18 protein-coding genes are annotated in these 19,077 nt (G+C 67.7%); 10 read left to right on the top strand and 8 right to left on the bottom strand.

All coding sequences use genetic code 11. The features are described 5' to 3' along the window. Window positions 1-43: 43 nt before the first annotated feature. Window positions 44-1,270, top strand: a complete 1,227-nt coding sequence (locus RTM68_RS09180) for a pyridoxal phosphate-dependent aminotransferase (RefSeq protein WP_312170248.1) — start codon at window positions 44-46, stop codon at window positions 1,268-1,270. Here the strand turns inward: RTM68_RS09180 and RTM68_RS09185 are convergent. After that, entirely contained in the window at window positions 1,194-2,432 is a 1,239-nt protein-coding gene (locus RTM68_RS09185) for a P-loop NTPase (protein ID WP_312170249.1), read from the bottom strand. The genes RTM68_RS09180 and RTM68_RS09185 overlap by 77 nt on opposite strands. After that, complete coding sequence (locus RTM68_RS09190; RefSeq protein WP_312170251.1) at window positions 2,429-3,052, bottom strand: SAF domain-containing protein; 624 nt, start codon at window positions 3,050-3,052, stop codon at window positions 2,429-2,431. Before RTM68_RS09190 ends, RTM68_RS09185 begins: the two co-directional genes overlap by 4 nt. Before the next feature lie 97 nt (window positions 3,053-3,149). Here RTM68_RS09190 and RTM68_RS09195 point away from each other — a divergent pair, with 97 nt between their 5' ends. Further along, complete coding sequence (locus RTM68_RS09195) at window positions 3,150-3,428, top strand: helix-turn-helix domain-containing protein (RefSeq protein ID WP_312170253.1); 279 nt, start codon at window positions 3,150-3,152, stop codon at window positions 3,426-3,428. On the opposite strand, the gene RTM68_RS09200 is transcribed toward RTM68_RS09195, so the two are convergent. Beyond that, on the bottom strand, window positions 3,416-4,015 hold the full coding sequence (locus tag RTM68_RS09200) for a hypothetical protein (RefSeq protein ID WP_312170255.1): 600 nt from the start codon (window positions 4,013-4,015) through the stop codon (window positions 3,416-3,418). The two genes, RTM68_RS09195 and RTM68_RS09200, sit on opposite strands and share 13 nt — an antisense overlap. 126 nt (window positions 4,016-4,141) lie before the next feature. Here RTM68_RS09200 and RTM68_RS09205 point away from each other — a divergent pair, with 126 nt between their 5' ends. Further along, window positions 4,142-4,528, top strand: a complete 387-nt coding sequence (locus RTM68_RS09205) for an Rv3235 family protein (protein ID WP_312170256.1) — start codon at window positions 4,142-4,144, stop codon at window positions 4,526-4,528. A 24-nt stretch (window positions 4,529-4,552) separates the two neighbouring features. Beyond that, complete coding sequence (locus tag RTM68_RS09210; RefSeq protein ID WP_312170258.1) at window positions 4,553-6,034, top strand: histidine kinase N-terminal domain-containing protein; 1,482 nt, start codon at window positions 4,553-4,555, stop codon at window positions 6,032-6,034. A 60-nt stretch (window positions 6,035-6,094) separates the two neighbouring features. Here RTM68_RS09210 and RTM68_RS09215 read toward each other — a convergent pair whose 3' ends face one another. Beyond that, on the bottom strand, window positions 6,095-6,343 hold the full coding sequence (locus RTM68_RS09215) for a WhiB family transcriptional regulator (protein ID WP_017203224.1): 249 nt from the start codon (window positions 6,341-6,343) through the stop codon (window positions 6,095-6,097). Between the two features lie 233 nt (window positions 6,344-6,576). Between RTM68_RS09215 and RTM68_RS09220 the strand changes: the two genes are divergently transcribed. Further along, a complete protein-coding gene (locus RTM68_RS09220; RefSeq protein WP_194765471.1) occupies window positions 6,577-6,960 on the top strand; it encodes a hypothetical protein in 384 nt (127 codons plus the stop codon). Window positions 6,961-6,992: 32 nt separating this feature from the next. Here the strand turns inward: RTM68_RS09220 and bcp are convergent, their stop codons facing one another. The 3 genes from bcp to aroA are packed head-to-tail and all read right to left on the bottom strand — an operon-like array spanning window position 6,993 to window position 9,868. After that, entirely contained in the window at window positions 6,993-7,466 is a 474-nt protein-coding gene (bcp, locus tag RTM68_RS09225; protein ID WP_312170270.1) for a thioredoxin-dependent thiol peroxidase, read from the bottom strand. Window positions 7,467-7,475: 9 nt separating this feature from the next. After that, window positions 7,476-8,546, bottom strand: a complete 1,071-nt coding sequence (gene rsgA, locus RTM68_RS09230; RefSeq protein ID WP_312170272.1) for a ribosome small subunit-dependent GTPase A — start codon at window positions 8,544-8,546, stop codon at window positions 7,476-7,478. Further along, window positions 8,543-9,868, bottom strand: coding sequence for a 3-phosphoshikimate 1-carboxyvinyltransferase (gene aroA / locus RTM68_RS09235; protein ID WP_312170274.1), 1,326 nt, complete (start codon window positions 9,866-9,868; stop codon window positions 8,543-8,545). The genes rsgA and aroA overlap by 4 nt, the downstream gene beginning before the upstream one ends. Window positions 9,869-9,938: 70 nt before the next feature. Between aroA and RTM68_RS09240 the strand changes: the two genes are divergently transcribed. From RTM68_RS09240 to RTM68_RS09250, 3 genes are read left to right on the top strand one after another with little or no spacing between them, the layout of a single operon-like run. Next, window positions 9,939-10,601 carry a sigma-70 family RNA polymerase sigma factor gene (locus RTM68_RS09240; protein ID WP_396654217.1) on the top strand — a complete coding sequence of 221 codons (663 nt, stop codon included), beginning with the start codon at window positions 9,939-9,941 and terminating at the stop codon, window positions 10,599-10,601. Then, on the top strand, window positions 10,598-10,843 hold the full coding sequence (locus RTM68_RS09245; protein ID WP_042541911.1) for a zf-HC2 domain-containing protein: 246 nt from the start codon (window positions 10,598-10,600) through the stop codon (window positions 10,841-10,843). The genes RTM68_RS09240 and RTM68_RS09245 overlap by 4 nt, the downstream gene beginning before the upstream one ends. A gap of 30 nt (window positions 10,844-10,873) precedes the next feature. Further along, on the top strand, window positions 10,874-12,178 hold the full coding sequence (locus tag RTM68_RS09250) for a GNAT family N-acetyltransferase (RefSeq protein ID WP_312170278.1): 1,305 nt from the start codon (window positions 10,874-10,876) through the stop codon (window positions 12,176-12,178). Window positions 12,179-12,263: 85 nt separating this feature from the next. Here the strand turns inward: RTM68_RS09250 and RTM68_RS09255 are convergent, their stop codons facing one another. Then, window positions 12,264-15,944, bottom strand: a complete 3,681-nt coding sequence (locus RTM68_RS09255) for a multifunctional oxoglutarate decarboxylase/oxoglutarate dehydrogenase thiamine pyrophosphate-binding subunit/dihydrolipoyllysine-residue succinyltransferase subunit (protein ID WP_312170279.1) — start codon at window positions 15,942-15,944, stop codon at window positions 12,264-12,266. A gap of 160 nt (window positions 15,945-16,104) precedes the next feature. Between RTM68_RS09255 and RTM68_RS09260 the strand changes: the two genes are divergently transcribed. Both RTM68_RS09260 and RTM68_RS09265 read left to right on the top strand, forming a co-directional pair. After that, complete coding sequence (locus RTM68_RS09260; protein WP_312170281.1) at window positions 16,105-17,559, top strand: GuaB1 family IMP dehydrogenase-related protein; 1,455 nt, start codon at window positions 16,105-16,107, stop codon at window positions 17,557-17,559. A 112-nt stretch (window positions 17,560-17,671) separates the two neighbouring features. Further along, entirely contained in the window at window positions 17,672-18,988 is a 1,317-nt protein-coding gene (locus RTM68_RS09265) for a hemolysin family protein (RefSeq protein ID WP_194765463.1), read from the top strand. The last annotated feature ends 89 nt before the right edge of the window (window positions 18,989-19,077 follow it).

Below are 19,077 nucleotides of genomic sequence, written 5' to 3' on the forward strand. Positions count from 1 at the left end.
TCCGCGGGATCAGCCCCTCTTCGCGTCATTGTAGGCTTGCTCAATGACACCAACGCGCCACTTCGACCAGTCGTCGAAGCTCAAGAACGTCCTGTACGAGATCCGTGGAAACACGCTCGTCGAGGCGGCGCGGCTCGAGGCCGAGGGTCACCGGATCCTCAAGCTCAACACGGGCAATCCCGCGATCTTCGGTTTCGAGGCACCGCACCAGATCGTGCACGACATGCTCGCCGCTCTGCCGACCGCTCACGGATACAGCGACAGCAAGGGAATCGTCTCGGCTCGTCGTGCGGTCGTCAGCCGGTATGAGGAGATCGAGGGATTCCCTCGCTTCGACCCGGAGGACGTGTTCCTCGGCAACGGCGTCTCCGAGCTCATCACCATGACGATGCAGGCATTGCTCGACGAGGGCGATGAGGTGCTGATCCCCGCGCCCGACTATCCGCTCTGGACGGCCATGACGAGTCTGGCCGACGGAACGCCCGTGCATTATCTCTGCGACGAGGAGAACGGCTGGCAGCCGGACCTCGAGGACATCCGCTCGAAGATCACGCCTCGCACGAAGGCGATGGTGATCATCAACCCGAACAACCCGACCGGGGTCGTCTACTCGCGCGAGATCCTCGCAGGCATGGTGCAGATCGCGCGAGAGCACGAGCTGCTTCTGCTGTCGGATGAGATCTACGACCGCATCCTCTTCGATGAGGCCACCCACATCCCCACGGCGACCCTGGCACCGGATCTGCTCTGTCTCACCTTCAACGGCCTGTCGAAGACCTATCGGGTGGCCGGCTTCCGCTCGGGTTGGCTCGTGATCACCGGCCCGCAGTCACATGCGAAGGGGTTCCTCGAGGGGATCAACCTGCTCGCGTCCACACGGCTGTGCCCCAACGTTCCCGCGCAGCATGCGGTGCAGGCGGCGCTCGGGGGAGTGCAGTCGATAGACGCGCTGATCGCCCCCACGGGAAGGCTGCACGAGCAGCGGGATGTGGCATGGGAGGGGCTCGAGTCCATCCCGGGGGTCTCCTGCGTCAAGCCGATGGGTGCTCTGTACGCGTTTCCCCGGCTCGATCCGAACGTGCACGAGATCAGGGACGACGCCAAACTCGTCTACGACCTCCTGGTGTCCGAGCACATCCTGCTGGTGCAGGGGACAGGGTTCAACTGGCCCGCGCCGGATCACCTGCGGCTCGTCACGCTCCCGGAGCCGCGCGTGCTCGCCGAAGCCGTCGAGCGCCTCGGGAACTTCCTCTCGAGCTACCGTCAGTAGGCGCAGTCGTCGTGGCGGCGTGGTCCTGAGCGAGGTTGCGCACCGAGGCCACGAATGAGGACCGCGGCGCGACGTCGGTCATCGGTCGTGCGTGCAGGAGAGCGGCATCTGCGGCTCGCTGGTCGAAAGGGAGGAACGCGACGTCGGTGATCCCGGCGAAGCGATCCAGAGTGCGCCTGATCTGTCCGCGTGCGTCGAGGCCCAGGGGGCCGGGACGCAGACGGTTGACGACGACGCGAATCGGCGTCTGACCGGTCACCCTCCGAAGCTCCGCATGGTCTCGGATGAAGCGGCTGATTCCGAGCGGGTCTGCGGAGGCGAGGGCGATGATCTCATCCGCCTCCGTGAGCGCAGCGGAGGTCGCCGCATGACGGCGTGGTCCGGTGAGATCGTAGGTGGCCTCGTCGTCGGCATCGAGGGCGCTCGATACATCGACGACCGTATCTTCCACCCATGTCCTGCACACGCGGAGTGCGGCCTCGAGTCGATCTCTCGACAGTTCCGGCCACCGACTCGGACGATTGATGCCGCCGAGGACCTCGAGGTGCCCCGCCCCTGTCTCGACGGTGGTGGCGAGACGGGTGAGCTCCGCGACGTCGAGCGCGCCGAGTTCAGCTCGGCGGCAGGCGGCGGCGATCCCAGGTTCGTCGTCGCTCAGCCCGAGCAGGAGAGCCACGGACGGCGCGACCGTGTCCGCATCGACGAGCGCGGTTCGTCGGCCCGCTCGGACGAGTTCGACAGCGAGTTGGATGGCGAGGGTCGACCGCCCGGGCGCTCCTGACGGCCCCCACACCGCGACGACCCGGTGCGGCGAACGGGTCGGTCTGCGAGCCGCGGGAGGCGCATCGGCCTCGAGCGCCGCGGCGATCTCCCAGCCGCCCGCATCGGCGGGAAGCGCGCTCGTGAGTCCGTATCGGCCGAGAAGTCTGCTCTCGCCTTCGCCGAGTGCGACGATTCGCACGCCGGCCCGATCACACGCTGCGACGAGTGCGGGGGTCAGCACCGCTCGCGAGGCCGGGATGATCACGGCTGCCGCTCCCTCCGGCAGCGGAAGCGCCGAGTCCGGACTCACGACGGCGGCCACATCGACGCCCTCGATCTCGAGTTCGGCGGCGAGGACCGAGGCGCGCGGCTCCGGCATCGCGATGATCACCACGGTCATCGCGCGGCTCCGACCGGCACGACGGAGAGCACGGAACCGCCGGTGATCGCGGCGAGAACGGCGGCCACGTCCGTGCGGTCGATGACCACTTCGGCGACGGCTCCGCTCGAGGCGAGCATGCCCTCGGATTCTGCGATCGCTGCGACCACGACATCGGCGACCAGCAGTCGAGGCGTGTCATGCACCGTCCCGCTCTCATCGAGTGGAGGAGCATGCCAGATCTCGACGACCGAGCCGGCGGCGAGATCTCCGGGAAGCCCGGTGCTGCTGTCGATCACGATCGTCGTCGTCCTCGTCGACTCGGCAGCGACTGCCGCATCGCGTGGCAGGAGCTCGCCGGACACGACCGTCCGCCCGGCGACCTGGCCGGGGGTGAGATCCTGCGGTGCGAGGTACCCGCCCGTCACCGCGCCGAGGTTCACCTCGACGACCTGGAAGTCGGCGGACACGAGCGCCTCACCGGCCACGATCGTCCTGTTCGCCTGGAGCACGGGCGACGTGGCGGTCGAGGAGGAGACCACGAGCCAGACACCGCCGATCGATGCGGCCACCAACGCGATGCCGATGAGGAAGCGGAGGTCACCCCAGAACGCGTGTCGAGAGCGAGCCATCAGTTCCATCCCGCCATGGTCACAGAGATCGTCGGCTCGGCACGTGAGTTATCCACAGCGAGAGCTCTTGCCGGGTGTTCTCGCGGGGCCGCGAGACAATGGGAACATGTCCGATGCGTTCACGTCTGCCCAGCACTTTCTCGCTCCTTCGCAGGTCGCCGAGTTGCTGTGCATCGACGTCGACGAGGTCGTCGAGCTCGTCTGCGCGGGGCGTCTGCGCGGTTCGAAGCTCGGATCCCCCGCGCGGTGGCGGGTGGAGGCGTCGAGTCTCGGCGAGTACCTCGCAGAGCAGTCGGAGGAGTCGCGACGAATGGCGCTGTGGCGTCAGGCCGACGAGGCGAGCTTCCCGGAGGTCTGGGGTACCTCGCACGCTCACGGCATCTGAGCGCCCATGGTCTGGACCGAGGCCACTCCTGCGAAGGGCAGCAGCCTGAAACCCTGAACCGCGCCTGCGAGCCTCGCGGTTCCGGGATCGTGGAGGGCCAGATCGAGGTGATCGGCACCCGCCCGGTCGACTGTCCCGTGCAGATCGGCTCCGTCGACACCGATGATCCTGACCGGTGTGCGGCGCCGCGCGAAGTCCCGGAGGAGAAAGCCCAGGGTCATCCGCTCTCGCAGCGACGGAGCCGGAGTGTCGCTCTCCTCGAGACTCGCGAGGAGCAGTCCGTGGTCGATGCTCAGCCCCATGATGGCGTGCAGGGGGATGATGCGCACCGCACGCGACGATTCTCCGTCCGTCATGGTGACGGACACCCAGTCGGCACCCAAGGACTGCAGACGGGTGCGGATTCGGTGACCCGGAAGGTCCAACGTCGCCAGTGCTGAATCGGCGCAGAGCGATCGGAGGCGAGTCCGCAGCTCCAGGCGTGAGATGCGCAGACGCTCGGATTCCGCATCGAGCGCCGCGCGCTCGCTCTCCCACTCGGCAGCCAGCTGGCCCTCGAGGTTCTCGAACAGTCGATCCCAGTGCACCCGCCCACCGTAGGCCACACCACCCACCGGTGTACGAGTTATCCACATTCGTCGTCGGAACCCCGGATTCCGCTCTACGTCGGGTGCTCTACTGGGCGCTGTCCACCCCGATCGAGAGTGCCGCCGATGACGCTTCATGAGTATTTCGCACCACAGCCGACGCCCCGAGCCGAGCTGCCGGATCCGCTTCCACTGCTGCGAAGTCTCACTCATGGCGTGCTCGAGGTGCTCGCGGGGGTACGAGAAGTCGACCAGCTCGCTCGATGGTTCAGCGAAGATGCGTACCGCAGTCTTGTGACGAGAGCGAACCTGTCGGCGAGGGCGCGCAGTGCGAGGGGGGTCTCGCCTGCGCGCCCGACTTTCGCCATCCTCTCGACGCGCGTCACTGAGCCCGTCGACGGGAAGATCGAAGCCGTGGTCGTCGTGGCCGGTCCCGGACGGACGCGTGCCGTCGCGATCCGTCTCGAGGGTCTCGACCGTCGCTGGCGGGCCACGTCGCTGGCGATCCTCTGAGCGGAGTCGCTCTAGGCTGGAGGGGTGTCAACCCTCAGTGATCTCGCCCACGCCCAGGGCCTGCTGGCCGACAATGACGTCGAGTGGCTTCATCGGCTCGCCGGCGACGGCCAGCTTCTCGCCGACCTCTCATCCGCCGATATCGTCGTCTGGGTGCAGACCGAGGACGGTTCGTTCGTCGCGGTCGCCCATGCCCGCCCGAGCGGTGCAGCCACGCTCTTCTACCGCGACATCGTCGGTGAGCGGGTGCGTCCACAGTGGCGGACCCAGGTCCAGGGCGCGTTCGACTCCGCCGAGATCGTCGATTCGTCCTCACCGGACTGGTTCGAGGAGACACCGACGCGTGTGCGGGCAGTCCCGATCGTCAATGCGCGTCCGAGTGGCCAGTCGCCGTCGGTGATCGGCGTCGTGACGCGCCACACCAACCTCGGCGAGGCACGCACCCCATCGCGCCAGCAGATCACATTCGACGAGTGCGCGAACGATCTGTTCCGGATGATCGCCGACGGAAGCTTCCCCGACCTTGCCGCCCCGACGTCGCCGCGGCGGGGAGCGCCTCGTGCCTCCGATGGCCTGATCCGCATCGACGTCGACGGGATCACGACCTTCGCCAGCCCCAACGCGCTGTCCGCCTTCAACCGGATGGGGTTCGATGACGAGCTCGAGGGCGAGTCACTCGCGGAGGTCACGACGCGCCTGGTGCCCCCGTCTCGCCAGGTCGACGAATCGTTGCCGGTCGTCGTCACGGGGCGAGCGCCGTGGCGCACTGACATCGAGGCACGCGGAGTGACGGTGTCGCTGCGGGCCATCCCGCTGAAAGACCACGGAACTCGCATCGGCGCGATTCTCCTGTGCCGGGACGTGTCTGAGCTGCGCCATCAGGAGCAGGAGCTCATCACGAAGGATGCGACGATCCGGGAGATCCATCACCGCGTCAAGAACAATCTCCAGACCGTGGCGTCACTGCTGCGTATCCAGGCGAGGCGCACGCACTCCGATGAGGCGCGCGATGCACTCACTCAGGCGATGCGAAGGGTCGACTCGATCGCCGTCGTGCATGACACACTCGCGCAGGGACTGACTCAGAAGGTCGATTTCGACGAGGTCTTCCATCGAGTCCTGAAGCTGGTGGCCGAGGTGGCTTCGGCCCCGAACACGCGTGCACGGACCCAGTCGACCGGTCGCTTCGGGGTGCTGCCGAGTGAGTACGCGACGCCGCTGGCGCTCGCGCTGACCGAGGTGGTCACGAACGCGGTCGAGCACGGTCTCGCCGGACAGGAGGGCATCGTCACGATCGACGCCACCCGCACCGAGGAGAACCTGCGCGTCACCGTCCGCGACACCGGACACGGTCTGCCCGAGGGGCGGATCGGCCAGGGACTCGGTACGCAGATCATCCGAACGCTGATCCAGGGTGAGCTGAGCGGTTCGATCGAGTGGCACGGCAGCGAGGGAGAAGGCACGGAGGTCGTCATCGACATCCCGCTGCGCTGGCTCACCACGTAGCGAGCGCCGACACACGAAGAAGCGGCCCGAGACACTGTCTCGGGCCGCTTCTTCGTATGTTCAGGAGGCGCGTCGTGCGCGTGCCGCGCGCCGCTTGAGGGCACGGCGCTCGTCTTCGGAGAGACCGCCCCACACGCCCGAGTCCTGGCTGGTCTCGAGGGCGTACTGCAGGCAGATCTCGGTCACCGTGCAGGTGGCGCAGACGGTCTTTGCCTTCTCGATCTGGTCGACTGCCGGACCGGTGTTCCCGACGGGGAAGAACAGTTCGGGGTCGACAGTCAAGCAGGCGGCCTTGTCGCGCCAATCCATGGGGGCTCCTCGGTGTGGATTTCAAGAGATGTCGCTTCGCGACGTACTCGGATTTCGGGTGCAGATCGGGTTCAGCTACCCTGTATGAGATACGGACGGATGCCCGCATTTGTGATGCAGGCACGAAGCCCGCCCCACGCCGCTGTGGGAGCACATGACGCTGTCTATTCTGTTACATGAAACCGGCGAAATCAAGGGTTTCGATCGTTCTCATTCGATTCTCAGGAGACATCGTGCGTTCACCAGGCCTCGCTCTCGCGGCAGCGGCGGTCCTCGCTGCAGAAGGCGCGGCTCTCGTCGTGTTCGCTCTGATCGAGCTCGTCGGCCTCGGTGCCGGTGACGCCGCCTCGCTGCCGACGGCGCTGGCGCTCATCGTGCTGACCCTGATCGGTGCAGCGGCGCTCGTGGCGTTCGCGATCGGGACGAGGCGAGGGCACTCCTGGGCACGTTCCGGTGGAGTCGTCTTCCAGGTGCTGGCGGTGGCACTGGCGCTGGCCTCGTTGACACTGCAGCCGGTCCCGTGGCTGTTCACCGTCGCGGTCGGAGTTCCTGCCGTCGCCTGCTTCGGTCTCCTGATCGCCAGCACGCGCGCCGAGAACGAGCGCGCCGCCGACTGACTCGCCGCCGACTGGGCGGCAAGCCGGCGTCGTCAGGAATCGATGCCGAGCTGCTTGCGCAGGCGCGCGACGTGACCGGTCGCCTTCACGTTGTACTGGGCGAGATCGATCGTGCCGTCTTCGTCGAGCACGAAGGTCGAGCGCAGCACGCCTTCGACGACCTTGCCGTAGTTCATCTTCTCGCCCCAGGCGCCGTAGGCCACGTGCACGGCGTGGTCAGGATCGCTGAGGAGTGTGAAAGTGAGTCCGTCGCGGTCCCGGAACGCGGCGAGCTTCGCGGGTTCGTCGCGGGAGACGCCGATGACTCGATAGCCGGCGCCCTGAAGCGACGAGATGCTGTCGCGGAAGTCGCAGGCCTGAGTCGTGCACCCCGGGGTCATGGCCGCGGGGTAGAAGTACAGCACGGTCTTCTGACCTCGCAGGTCGGACAGGCGCACGGTCGCACCGTCCTGGTCGAGCAGAGCGAAGTCAGGGGCAGCGGTTCCGGGTTCCAGGCGCACAGTCACGGCTCCAGCCTATCGGCCGGGGGACTGCTCGGCCTTGTCGGCGAAGGTCTGCAGCAGTCTCTGCAGCGAGTCCAGACGCGCGAGTCCCGTCTCGCTCAGGTCGCCCCGCTCGGCGGCCTCGATCAGAGCGCAGTCGGGCGCATCATGCAGGTGGGTGCATCCGCGCGGACAATCCTCCGCGATCTCGGCGAGCTCGGTGAAGGCGGCGAGGATGTTGTCGGGCTGCACGTGACCGAGTCCGAAGGAGCGCACACCGGGGGTGTCGATCACCCATCCTGCGCCTTCCGGGCCTTCGTAGCGCAGTGAGACGGTGGAGGAGGAGGTGTGTCGGCCGCGTCCCGTCACCTGGTTCACGTGACCTGTCGCACGGAGCGCGCTCGGTACGAGCGCATTCACGAGCGTCGACTTGCCCACACCCGAGTGACCGACGAACACGGTCGAGTGTCCGACGAGTGCGGCGCCGATCTCGTCGACGGGCATCTCTTCCTGCGCGCTGGTGAAGACACGCAGATCGAGTCCGTCGAAGTGCGCGAGGAACTCGCTCGGGTCGGCGAGGTCGGTCTTGGTGACCACGAGGAGAGGACGGATGCCTGCGTCCAGCGCGGCGACGAGGTAGCGGTCGACCAGCCGTGCGCGCGGCTCGGGATCGGCGGCGGCGACCACGACCAGCATCTGATCGGCGTTCGCGACGATGACGCGCTCGACCTGATCGGTGTCGTCGGCGCTGCGACGCAGAAGCGAGGTGCGCTCGACGATGCCGACGATGCGACTCAGTGTGCCCTCGTCGCCGGTGGTGTCTCCGACGACGCGCGCACGATCACCCGTGACGATCGGGGTTCGGCGCAGTTCGCGGGCGCGTACCGCTGTGATCGCATGCTCGTCGGGGGTGTCCTCATCGAGCAGCACCGAGTAGCGACCGCGATCGACCCCGAGCACCCGCCCGATCTGCGCATCCTCATGTGCGGGACGCCGTTTGGTCCGCGGACGGTTGGCCTTGGGGTTGGGGCGTGTGCGGAAGCTGCTCTCGTCGTACGCCTCGAAGTCGTCGTCGAGATCGTCGGAGTCGTCGAGCCAGCTCACGCGGATTCGCCTCGCAGCATGCGTTCCCACAGCAGCGTGAATTCCGGAAGGGTCTTCGCCGTGGTGCCGATGTCGTCGATCTCGACGCCGGGGACGCGGAGGCCGATCAGGGCGCCGGTGGTGGCCATGCGGTGATCGTGATACGCCGCCCAGGACCCGCCGTGAAGCGGTCGCGGGGTGATGCGCAGCCCGTCGGTGAGCTCCTCGGCCTCGCCGCCGAGAGCGCGGATGTCGGCAATGAGCGCGGCGATGCGGTCGGTCTCATGGAGCCGGATGTGTCCGATCCCTCGGATCGTGGTCGGGCCGGAGGCGAATGCCGCCAGCCCGACGAGCGTCGGCGTCAGCTCGCTCGCGGCTGACAGGTCGATGTCGAGTCCGCGGATCTCGGTTCCTGCCTTCACGGTGAGAGTTCCGCTGTGGCGTCCGACATGAGCGCCCATCGCCTGCAGGATCTCGGGCAGAAGCGCGCCAGGCTGCGTCGAATGCACCGGCCAGCCGGGGATCGACACCGCACCGCCGGTGACCAGCGCGGCGGCGAGGAACGGCGCGGCATTCGAGAGATCCGGCTCGATGTGGATCTCTTTCGCTCGGGGCACCCCGGCTTCGACGAGCCACTCTCCGGTCGCAGGACGCTCGATGCGGATGCCCCGTCGGCTCAGGGCCTCGATCGTCATGTCGATGTGCGGGAGGCTCGGAAGGTGCTCACCGGTGTGCACGAGGTGGAGGCCCACGTCGAACCGGGGTGCAGCGAGGAGCAGTCCCGAGACGAACTGACTGGACGCGGATGCGTCGATCTCGACGCGGCCGCCGCGGATCCGCCCGTGGCCTCGGATGGTGAAGGGCAGCGCCCAGGTCCCTTCGTCGTCGATGTCGACGCCGAGGTCGCGCAGCGCGCTGATCAGCCCGCCCATGGGCCGGTGCAGTGCGGTCTCGTGCGCTGTCAGGTGCACGTCGTGCAGCGCCAGGCCCGCCAGCGGCGCGATGAACCGCATCACCGTCCCGGCCTGACCGCAGTCGACCGTGGTGCCCCCCTCGAGTCTGGCGGGCGTGACCACGAGGTCAGGGCCGAACTCGCCGTCGCCGTCGACCTCCTCGATGCCTGCCCCGAGCGCACGCAGCGCCTCGACCATCCGACGGGAGTCGTCGGAGTGCAGGGGCGCGATCAGCCGCCCCGGACCGTCGGCGATCGCGGCGATGATGAGCTCACGATTCGTGAGCGACTTCGACCCCGGAATCGTCACCGTGGCGCGCACGGCATCGGAGGTCGTCGGCGCCACGTAGGCGCCCTGGACAGGGGAGGGGGAATACCTGTTGGCGCTCATCGGTTCCCACCTTAGTAAACGCGAGTAGCCGCCTGACCGAATGGAGCGGACTCGCCGAGGAGGAGAGAGCATGCTCGCCACGCTGGAACGCGAGTTCACAGACGTCGTCGGCCTAGACTGGCCGGTGATGGATGACACCGTAACCGCAGACACGGTCAGCGACCCTCGACGCGAATTCGAGGAGCAGGCGATCCCGTTCATGGATCAGCTGTACGCCGCCGCGATGCGCATGACCCGAAACCCCTCCGACGCCGCGGATCTCGTTCAGGAGACCTTCGTGAAGGCGTACGGCTCGTGGTCGAGCTTCACACAGGGCACGAATCTCAAGGCGTGGCTCTACCGCATCCTCACGAACACGTACATCAACATCTATCGCAAGAAGCAGCGAGAGCCCTTCCAGGGAACGATCGACGAGCTCGAGGACTGGCAGCTGGGCGGAGCGGAGTCCACGACCGCCTCGCACGGGCGTTCCGCCGAGGCCGAGGCGATCGACCACATGCCGGCGTCGGTCGTGAAGGACGCGCTTCAGGCCGTGCCCGAGGATTTCCGTCTCGCCGTCTACCTCGCCGACGTCGAGGGGTTCGCGTATCAGGAGATCGCGGACATCATGAAGACACCCATCGGCACCGTGATGAGTCGTCTGCATCGAGGCAGGCGCATGCTGCGGGAGCTGTTGGCCGACTACGCCGCGGAGCGGGGAATCTCCGCGGCCGACCCGAGGAGCAGGAAATGACCGACTGCGGCTGCGACAAGGCCCGCAAGGATCTCGAGGAGTACCTCCGCAACGAGGTCTGCAACACAGAGCACACCGAGATCCGTGAGCATCTCGAGAACTGCCCGTCCTGCAGGGATGAGGCCCTCGTCGCGACGACCCTCACCGAGGTCGTGGCGCGCGCGTGCAAGGAGACCGCTCCCGAGGAGCTGCGCGATCAGGTGTTCGCCCGTCTGCGCGAGGTCCAGGCAGCTCAGCACTGAGGTGTCGGAGTCGCCCCGTAGGGTGGTGGCATGACGGCCTTCGACTTCCTCGACGTTCCCGCCGACCCCGCGTCCGCCGCGAGGCTCGCAGCGGAGTCTCTGAGCTACCGTGTTCTCGACACATCGGACTCGGCTGCCTCTGAGAACTTCCACCGTGCCACTGCGCGAGGTTTCCTCGGCGGTGATCCGTCCGACGACGAACTGCGGTTCGGACGCCGGACGCTCGAATCTCGGCGGAACATCGGCGTGTACGACGAGTCGGCGGGAGTGGATTCCCGCCCGGTGGCGACCATCGACTCCTGGGTCACTCCCGTCGTGATTCCGGGCGGCGAATCACTTCCGATGTGGGCCATCAGCGGCGTCACGGTGTCCGCGACCCACCGGCGCCGGGGGATCGCCCGGGCCCTCCTCGAGGGAGAGCTGCGCGCAGCCGCATCCGCGGGTGTGCCGATCGCGGGACTCACGGTCTCGGAAGCGACGATCTACGGGCGGTACGGCTTCGGCTCCGCACTGCCGGTCGCTCGCTATTCCGTCGACACGCGCCGCGCCGGATGGGCAGGCCCTGCTCAGCGCGGTTCGTTCGAGTACATCGAACGTGAGACCCTGGCTGCCGAGCTCGGGTCCGTGCACGACCGGGCGCGACGTGTGCGCCCCGGGCAGATTCCCGGGTGGGAGTCACGGTGGGAGGGCATGGCCGGGCTCTCTCCGAGCGACACCGACCGCGACAAGGTGCGGGGAGTCCGGTACCGTGATTCCTCGGGCGCGGTGCGCGGCGTGATCGTGTTCGTCCTGAGTGAGAGGAGCGGATCGTTCCGGTTCTCTCTGCAGGTGCGTCTGCTGGTCGCGGAGACCTCCGAGGCCACCGCGGCCCTGTGGCAGTTCGCTCTTCAGCACGATCTCGTCGATGAGGTGACGGCCGATCTGCGGCCGCTCGACGACCCGCTGCCCTGGCTCGTTCGTGATCCCCGCGGTGTAACCCAGACCGTGCACGATCACGGCTGGCTCCGGGTGCTCGACGTGCCCATAGCGCTCGGCGAGCGACACTATTCGGCGCCCGTGGATACAGTGCTCCGAGTCCGTGATGCGCTGGGGTTCGCAGCCGGCGACTGGCGACTCGTCGTCGATGATGAGGGCCGTGCATCGGTGTCGGCCTCTGCGGGCCGGCCCGCCGATGCGGAGCTCGACGTGTCGGCGCTCTCCGTGCTGTACGCCGGAGGAGTGCGGGCGGCGACGCTCCACGCCGCAGGCCGCATCGACGCGTCTGCGGAGACCGTCGAGGCTCTCGACCGTGCCTTCGTCTCGTTCCCGACGCCGTCGCTCGACATCTGGTACTGAGTCTCGGCTGCGTGCGCCGTCAGAGGCGCACACGCAGAAGAGGGCGCCTCGATCACCGAGGCGCCCTCTTCTGCGTGTCGCCTGATCAGCCGATCGTCAGGGCGTCGCGGAGCAGCTTCGCCTGCTCGGCGGCGTGCACCTTCGACGAGCCGGTCGCGGGCGATGCGGACGCGGGACGGGAGACCGGACGGAAGCTGCGGTCACCCGGCACGTCGGCGAATGCGAGAGCGAGGAAGGGCCACGCGCCCTGGTTCTCCGGCTCTTCCTGAACCCAGACCAGCTCCGCGTTCGGGTACGAGTCGGTGATCGCCTTCAGTGCGTCGATCGGAGTCGGGTACAGCTGCTCGAGCCGGACGAGCGCGACCTCCGGGTTCGGGTTCTTCTCGAGCTCGGCGCGCAGGTCCCAGTGGACCTTGCCCGAGTGCACGAGCACTCGCTTGACGGCAGTGCGGTCGAGCTCGCGGCTGTCGTCGATCACGGGCTCGAAGCGTCCCTGTGTGAAGGCCTCGACAGGACTCGTCGCGCCGCGCAGACGGAGCATCGCCTTCGGCGTGAAGACGATCAGCGGCTTGCGCGGACGCGCGTATGCCTGACGGCGCAGCAGGTGGAAATAGGATGCGGGCGTCGAGGGACGCGCGACGATCATGTTCTCCTGCGCGCACATCTGGAGGAACCGCTCGATGCGCGACGAGGAGTGATCCGGTCCCTGGCCCTCGTACCCGTGCGGCAGGAGCAGGGTGACGCTCGACTGCTGTCCCCACTTCTGCTCGGCCGCGGAGATGTACTCGTCGATGACCGACTGGGCGCCGTTGACGAAGTCGCCGAACTGCGCCTCCCAGAGCACCAGGGCCTCGGGAGCCTCGACCGAGTAGCCGTACTCGAATCCGAGGGCGGCGTACTCGCTCAGGAGCGAGTCGTACACGAAGAAGCGGCCCTGCGATTCGGAGAGGTTCGACAGCGGCAGCCATTCCTGGCCGTTCGCGCGATCATGCAGGGTGGCGTGACGCTGCACGAAGGTGCCGCGTCGCGAGTCCTGACCGGCGAGTCGCACGGGCGTTCCCTCGACCAGGAGCGAGCCGAAGGCGAGAAGCTCTCCGAAGCCCCAGTCGATGTTGCCGTTGCGGCTCATGTCGAGACGCTTCTCGAGCTGCTGTTGCAGCTTGGGGTGCACGGTGAAGCCCTCGGGCTTGTTCACGAAGGCGTCGCCGATGAGCTGGATGACCTCGTTCGAGACACCGGTGATCTCGGGAGCGCCGACCTGCTCGTCGACGGGAGGAAGCTCCTGCGCGATCGGCGTCGCCCCCGTCTCGGCGGCATGCGTCTCGGCGAATGCGATCTCCAGTCGGTTCTGGAAGTCGGCCTTGGCCTCGTCGTATTCCTCTTCGGTGATGTCGCCGCGACCGACGAGCGACTCGGTGTAGAGCTTGCGCACCGAGCGCTTGGCCTGGATCAGGTCGGTCATCAGCGGCTGCGTCATCGACGGGTCGTCGCCCTCGTTGTGACCACGGCGGCGGTAGCAGACGAGGTCGATGACGACATCGCGGTGGAACCGCTCGCGGTACTCGAACGCGAGCTGTGCCACGTGGATGACGGCTTCGGGGTCGTCGCCGTTCACGTGGAAGACCGGCGCCTGGATCGTCTTCGCGACGTCGGTCGAGTAGACCGAGGTGCGCGAGTCGTTCGGGAGCGTGGTGAATCCGACCTGGTTGTTCACGACGACGTGGATCGTGCCGCCGGTGCGGTAGCCGCGGAGCTGCGACATCTGCAGCGTCTCGACGACCACGCCCTGACCCGCGAATGCGGCGTCTCCGTGGACGAGGATCGGGAGCCAGGTGAAGGTCCCGATCGGCTTGCGGTCCTGCTTGGCGCGGACGATTCCTTCGAGCACGCCGTCGACCGTCTCGAGGTGGGACGGGTTGGCCGCGAGGTACACCGGCAGCTCCGACTTGTCGTCCGCGATGAACGTGCCCTCGGTGCCGAGGTGGTACTTGACGTCGCCGGAGCCGCGCTGGTTGCCGGGGGTCTGGATGCCCTCGAACTCCTGGAACACCTGACCGTAGGTCTTGCCGGCGATGTTCGTGAGCACGTTCAGACGTCCACGGTGCGCCATGCCGATCGCGGCGCCTTCGAGGCCGGCGGTCGCCGCACCCTGGAGGATCTCGTCGAGCAGCGGGACGAGGGACTCTCCGCCCTCGAGCGAGAAGCGCTTCTGGCCCACGAACTTGGTCTGCAGGAAAGTCTCGAACGCCTCGGCCTCGTTGAGCTTGCGGAGGACTCGGAGCTGCTCGTCGTGGCCGGGCTTCTGGTACTTGACCTCGACCTTCTCCTGGAACCAGCGGCGCTGCTCGGGGTCCTGGATGTGCATGTACTCGATGCCCATCGTGCGGCAGTAGGAGTCACGCAGCACCCCGAGGATGTCGCGGAGCTTGGCGACGCGCCGGCCGCCGAAGCCGCCCGTGACGAATTCGCGGTCGAGATCCCAGAAGGTGAGGCCGTGGCTCTCGATCTCGAGGTCGGGGTGCGACCGCTGCACATACTCGAGCGGATCGATGTCGGCCATCAGGTGACCGCGCACACGGAACGAGTTGATCAGCTCCTGCACGCGGGACTGCTTGTCGACGCGCTCGGCGAGGTCGACGGCGATGTCGGGGTTCCACCGGATGGGGGAGTAGGGGATGCGCAGCGCCGCGAAGATGTCGTCGTAGAAGCCGCGCTGCCCGATGAGCAGCTCGTGGACCTTCTTGAGGAACTCGCCGGAACCGGCGCCCTGGATGACGCGGTGGTCGTAGGTGCTCGTCAGAGTGATCGTCTTGCCGATCGCGAGCTCGTTCAGAGTCCGCTCGCTCGCGCCCTGGAACTCCGCCGGGTACTCGAGGGCGCCGGCACCGATGATGCAGCCCTGCCCCTTCATGAGGCGGGGCACCGAGTGCACGGTGCCGATTCCGCCCGGGTTGGTGAGCGACACGGTCGTGCCCTGGAAATCGGCGGCGGTGAGCTTGTTGTTGCGTGCCCGCGTGACCAGGTCCTCGTATGCCACGAGGTACTCGCTGAACGACATCGTGTCGGCGCGCTTGATGCTCGGCACCATGAGCGCGCGCGTGCCGTCCGGCTTGGGCAGATCGATCGCGATGCCGAGGTTCACGTGCGCGGGGGCGACGACGGAGGGCTTGCCGTCGATCTCCGCGTAGAAGACGTTCTGGCTGCGGAACTCGTCGAGCGTGCGGATGAGAGCCCACCCGATGAGGTGGGTGAAGCTGATCTTGCCGCCGCGCGTGCGCGCCATGTGGTTGTTGATGACGATGCGGTTGTCGATCATCAGCTTGGCGGGGACGGTGCGGACGCTGGTCGCGGTGGGGACGGTCAGGGACTCGTCCATGTTCGCGGCGAGGGTCTTCGGCAGCCCTCGGAGCGGCGTGATCTTGTCTTCCTCGGCGGCGTCAGCCGCCTCCTTGGCCGCGGGCTTGGGAGCCTGGGCGGGAATCGGTGCGGCGACAGCAGGCTTGGTGGTGGTGCGAGCCACAGGCTGGGCGCCGATCACGGGGATGGGAGCCGTCACGGGGTGAGCGTTCTGATCTGCCGTCGGTGCGGGAGCAGCAGGAGCGGTCGCGCCGGCCGCGGCATCCGACTGGTACTTCTCGAGGATCGGCCACCACTCCTTGTCCACGGAGTCGCGGTTCACCTTGAACTGCTCATAGAGCTCTTCGACGAGCCAGGAATTGGCTCCGAACCCCCCGTCGCCCCCGACGCCGGTCACCTGGTTCGACACGCTCGATCGCCCTCTTTCATCGCTGAATTCCACATGTGCACACCGCGACGCAGGATGCGTTTCGGGTCCGCACACTCTCGATCGACAAGCCTAACGTGTTTCGTCACGCAATCGTCGAAGCGGAGTGCCTTCGAGCAGTCGATCTGAGTAGCGTGGAGCCATGGAGTTCTCCGGTGAGTCGCCCACAGTCGATCTGACCTATTCAGACGTGTTCCTGGTTCCGCGCCGATCGGCCGTGACGAGCCGCCTGCAGGTGGATCTGGCGCCCCAGGACGGCACCCCGGCGACCCTGCCGCTCGTGGCGTCGAACATGAACTCGGTCACCGGCCCTCGACTCGCGGCGGTGCTGGCACGGCGCGGCGGTCTCGGAGTGCTGCCGCAGGACATGCCGCTGCAGGCTCTCGACGCGGCGATCCGCGATGTCAAGGCACAGCCGGTGCTGTGGGACACGCCGCTGGTGCTGGCGCCGAACGCCACAGTGGCCGACGCCCTCCGCCTGCTCCCGGCGGCACCGGGGCACGGCGTCGTCGTGGCGGCAGGACGGGCACCGTATCCGGTGGAGCGGATTCTCGGAGTCCTTCCTGCGACTCGCTTGGCGACGGCGCTGCCCGATGCCCAGCTCGGAGATCTCGTGCATGCCGGAACGCCGTCGCTCGACGCCGAGGACATCGGATCGGAGCGCCACGCGTTCGATGTGATCACGGACGCCGGGGTCGAGATCGTCACGATCGTTCACCATGGCCATCTCGTCGGCACGCTGAGCGCCCGCAGCGCGCTGCGCTCGACTCTCTACCGACCGGCCGTCGATCGCGACGGCCGACTGGCGGTGGCTGCCGCCGTCGGGATCAACGGCGACGTCGGGGCGAAGGCTCGTGCGCTCGTCTCGGCGGGCGTCGATGTCCTGGTGGTCGACACCGCGCATGGCCATCAGGAGGGGATGCTCCGGGCGCTCTCCGAGGTCGCCAAATTGAATCCTGGTATTCCGATAGTCGCGGGGAACATCGTGACGTCCGATGGGGTCAGGGACCTCGTCGACGCCGGCGCCACGATCCTCAAGGTCGGAGTCGGTCCTGGCGCCATGTGCACGACCAGGATGATGACCGCGGTCGGCCGGCCGCAGTTCTCCGCCGTCCTCGAGACCGCCGAAGCGGCCCGAGAGCTCGGCGCGCACGTGTGGGCCGACGGCGGTGTCCGCTACCCCCGCGACGTCGCCCTCGCGCTCGCTGCCGGCGCGGCATCCGTCATGGTCGGCTCGTGGTTCGCCGGCACCATCGAGGCGCCGGGCGAGCTGCAGACCGACTCCGAGGGGCGGACGTTCAAAGAGTCCTGGGGTATGGCTTCGACGAAGGCCGTGCAGGCCCGGTTCGGACGCCTCGACGCATACGAGCGCGCTCGCAAGGAGCTCTTCGCCGAAGGGATCTCCTCGTCGAAGATCTACCTCGATCCGCTGCGCCCGGGCCTCGAAGACCTGCTCGACATGATCACCTCGGGTGTGCGCTCGTCCTTCACCTATGCAGGTGCCGCCTCGGTGCCCGAGTTCCACGACCGTGCGCTCGTCGGGCTCCAGTCGGCGGCGGGGTACGAAGAGGGGAAGGCGCTGCCGGTGAGCTGGTGACGCTCCAGCCCGTCGGGCCGAGGATCCCGTAGAATCGGGACACTATGGACGACCCTCCCAGTTGCAGTAGATCGCCCCACCGCCCGCCCCTCGGCTCTGAGGGGACACACTGATGGATTACGTCCTGTTGGGCGTGGGGCTCCTTCTCACGATCGGCACCGGTCTCTTCGTGGCGAGCGAGTTCGCTCTGGTCAATCTCGACCGTGCCGACCTCGAGGCCCGTCAGGCACGCGGAGAGTCGCGACTCGCCATGACGATCGGCGCACTGCGCCACACCTCCACGCATCTCTCCGCCGCTCAGCTCGGCATCACGCTGACCACCCTGCTCACCGGCTACACGATGGAGCCGGCGCTCTCCAATCTGCTGCGTCCGACTCTCGTCGCCTGGAACTTCCCCGAAGCCGCCGTCGCCCCGATCGCCACGGTCGTGGCGATGGTCGTCGCGACCGCGCTGTCGATGATCCTGGGCGAACTCGTGCCCAAGAACTTCGCGCTCGCCCTTCCGCTCGCCACGGCCAAGCTGGTCGTGCCCTTCCAGGTCGCGTTCACCACGGTGTTCAAGCCGGCTGTCGTCGTCTTGAACGGCAGCGCGAACGGCGTGCTGCGCAGCATGGGCATCGAGCCGAAGGAGGAGCTCTCGGGCGCCCGCACCGCGGAGGAGCTGTCGTCTCTGGTGCGTCGCTCCGCCAGCGCCGGCGTGCTGGAGGCCGACACGGCGACCCTGCTCGATCGCACCCTCACCTTCTCGCGGCTGTCGGCCGCCGACGTCATGACCGCTCGACCGAGCATGCACGCGATCGCCGCAGGCGACTCCGCCGACGACGTGATCCAGCTCGCACGCCGCACGGGGCACAGCCGATTCCCGGTGTACGACGACGACTTCGACGACATCACCGGAGTCGTGCACCTCAAGGCGGCCATCTCGGTGCCGCGTGAGCGTCGCGCGGAGGTGCCGGTCGGCGCGCTGTCGACCGAGCCTCTGCGGGTGCCGGAGACGGCGCACGTCGACAGCCTCATCACCGAGCTGCGTGCACGGGGCTACCAGCTTGCCGTGGTGGTCGACGAATACGGCGGGACCGCCGGGCTCGTCACCCTGGAAGACCTCGTGGAAGAGATCGTCGGCGAGGTCGTCGACGAGCACGACCGCATGCGCGCGGGTGTCGTCGTGGGACGCGACGGCGTCACGTTCCCCGGTGAGCTGCGACCCGACGAACTGCGCAGCCGAGCCGGCGTCGCAGTGCCCGAGGGCGACGTGTACGACACCGTCGGCGGATACGTCATGAGTGTCCTCGAGAGGGTGCCGGTCGTGGGGGACGAGGTGCCGCTCGACACGGGCACGCTGCAGGTCGTGCGGATGGACGGACGCCGGGTCGATCGCGTCCGGTACGTGGCGAGTCAGCGCAGCACCGATGAGGGGGTGACCCGATGAACGATTGGGCAGGTATCGCCTGGCTCGTCGTCCTTCTCGTGGCGAATGCGTTCTTCGTGGGCGCGGAGTTCGCGGTCATCTCGGCTCGT

Source organism: Microbacterium sp. (genome assembly GCF_031988965.1).
Taxonomy (GTDB): domain Bacteria; phylum Actinomycetota; class Actinomycetes; order Actinomycetales; family Microbacteriaceae; genus Microbacterium.

Excerpts from the sequence above, each read along its gene's own strand:
- RTM68_RS09260 (WP_312170281.1), top strand. The coding sequence starts at position 16,105 with ATGGAGTTCTCCGGTGAGTCGCCCACAGTCGATCTGACCTATTCAGAC.
- RTM68_RS09250 (WP_312170278.1), top strand. The coding sequence starts at position 10,874 with ATGACGGCCTTCGACTTCCTCGACGTTCCCGCCGACCCCGCGTCCGCC.
- RTM68_RS09180 (WP_312170248.1), top strand. The coding sequence starts at position 44 with ATGACACCAACGCGCCACTTCGACCAGTCGTCGAAGCTCAAGAACGTC.
- RTM68_RS09215 (WP_017203224.1), bottom strand. The coding sequence starts at position 6,343 with ATGGATTGGCGCGACAAGGCCGCCTGCTTGACTGTCGACCCCGAACTG.
- RTM68_RS09190 (WP_312170251.1), bottom strand. The coding sequence starts at position 3,052 with ATGGAACTGATGGCTCGCTCTCGACACGCGTTCTGGGGTGACCTCCGC.
- RTM68_RS09195 (WP_312170253.1), top strand. The coding sequence starts at position 3,150 with ATGTCCGATGCGTTCACGTCTGCCCAGCACTTTCTCGCTCCTTCGCAG.
- RTM68_RS09205 (WP_312170256.1), top strand. The coding sequence starts at position 4,142 with ATGACGCTTCATGAGTATTTCGCACCACAGCCGACGCCCCGAGCCGAG.
- RTM68_RS09185 (WP_312170249.1), bottom strand. The coding sequence starts at position 2,432 with ATGACCGTGGTGATCATCGCGATGCCGGAGCCGCGCGCCTCGGTCCTC.
- aroA (WP_312170274.1), bottom strand. The coding sequence starts at position 9,868 with ATGAGCGCCAACAGGTATTCCCCCTCCCCTGTCCAGGGCGCCTACGTG.
- RTM68_RS09240 (WP_396654217.1), top strand. The coding sequence starts at position 9,939 with ATGCTCGCCACGCTGGAACGCGAGTTCACAGACGTCGTCGGCCTAGAC.
- RTM68_RS09245 (WP_042541911.1), top strand. The coding sequence starts at position 10,598 with ATGACCGACTGCGGCTGCGACAAGGCCCGCAAGGATCTCGAGGAGTAC.
- RTM68_RS09265 (WP_194765463.1), top strand. The coding sequence starts at position 17,672 with ATGGATTACGTCCTGTTGGGCGTGGGGCTCCTTCTCACGATCGGCACC.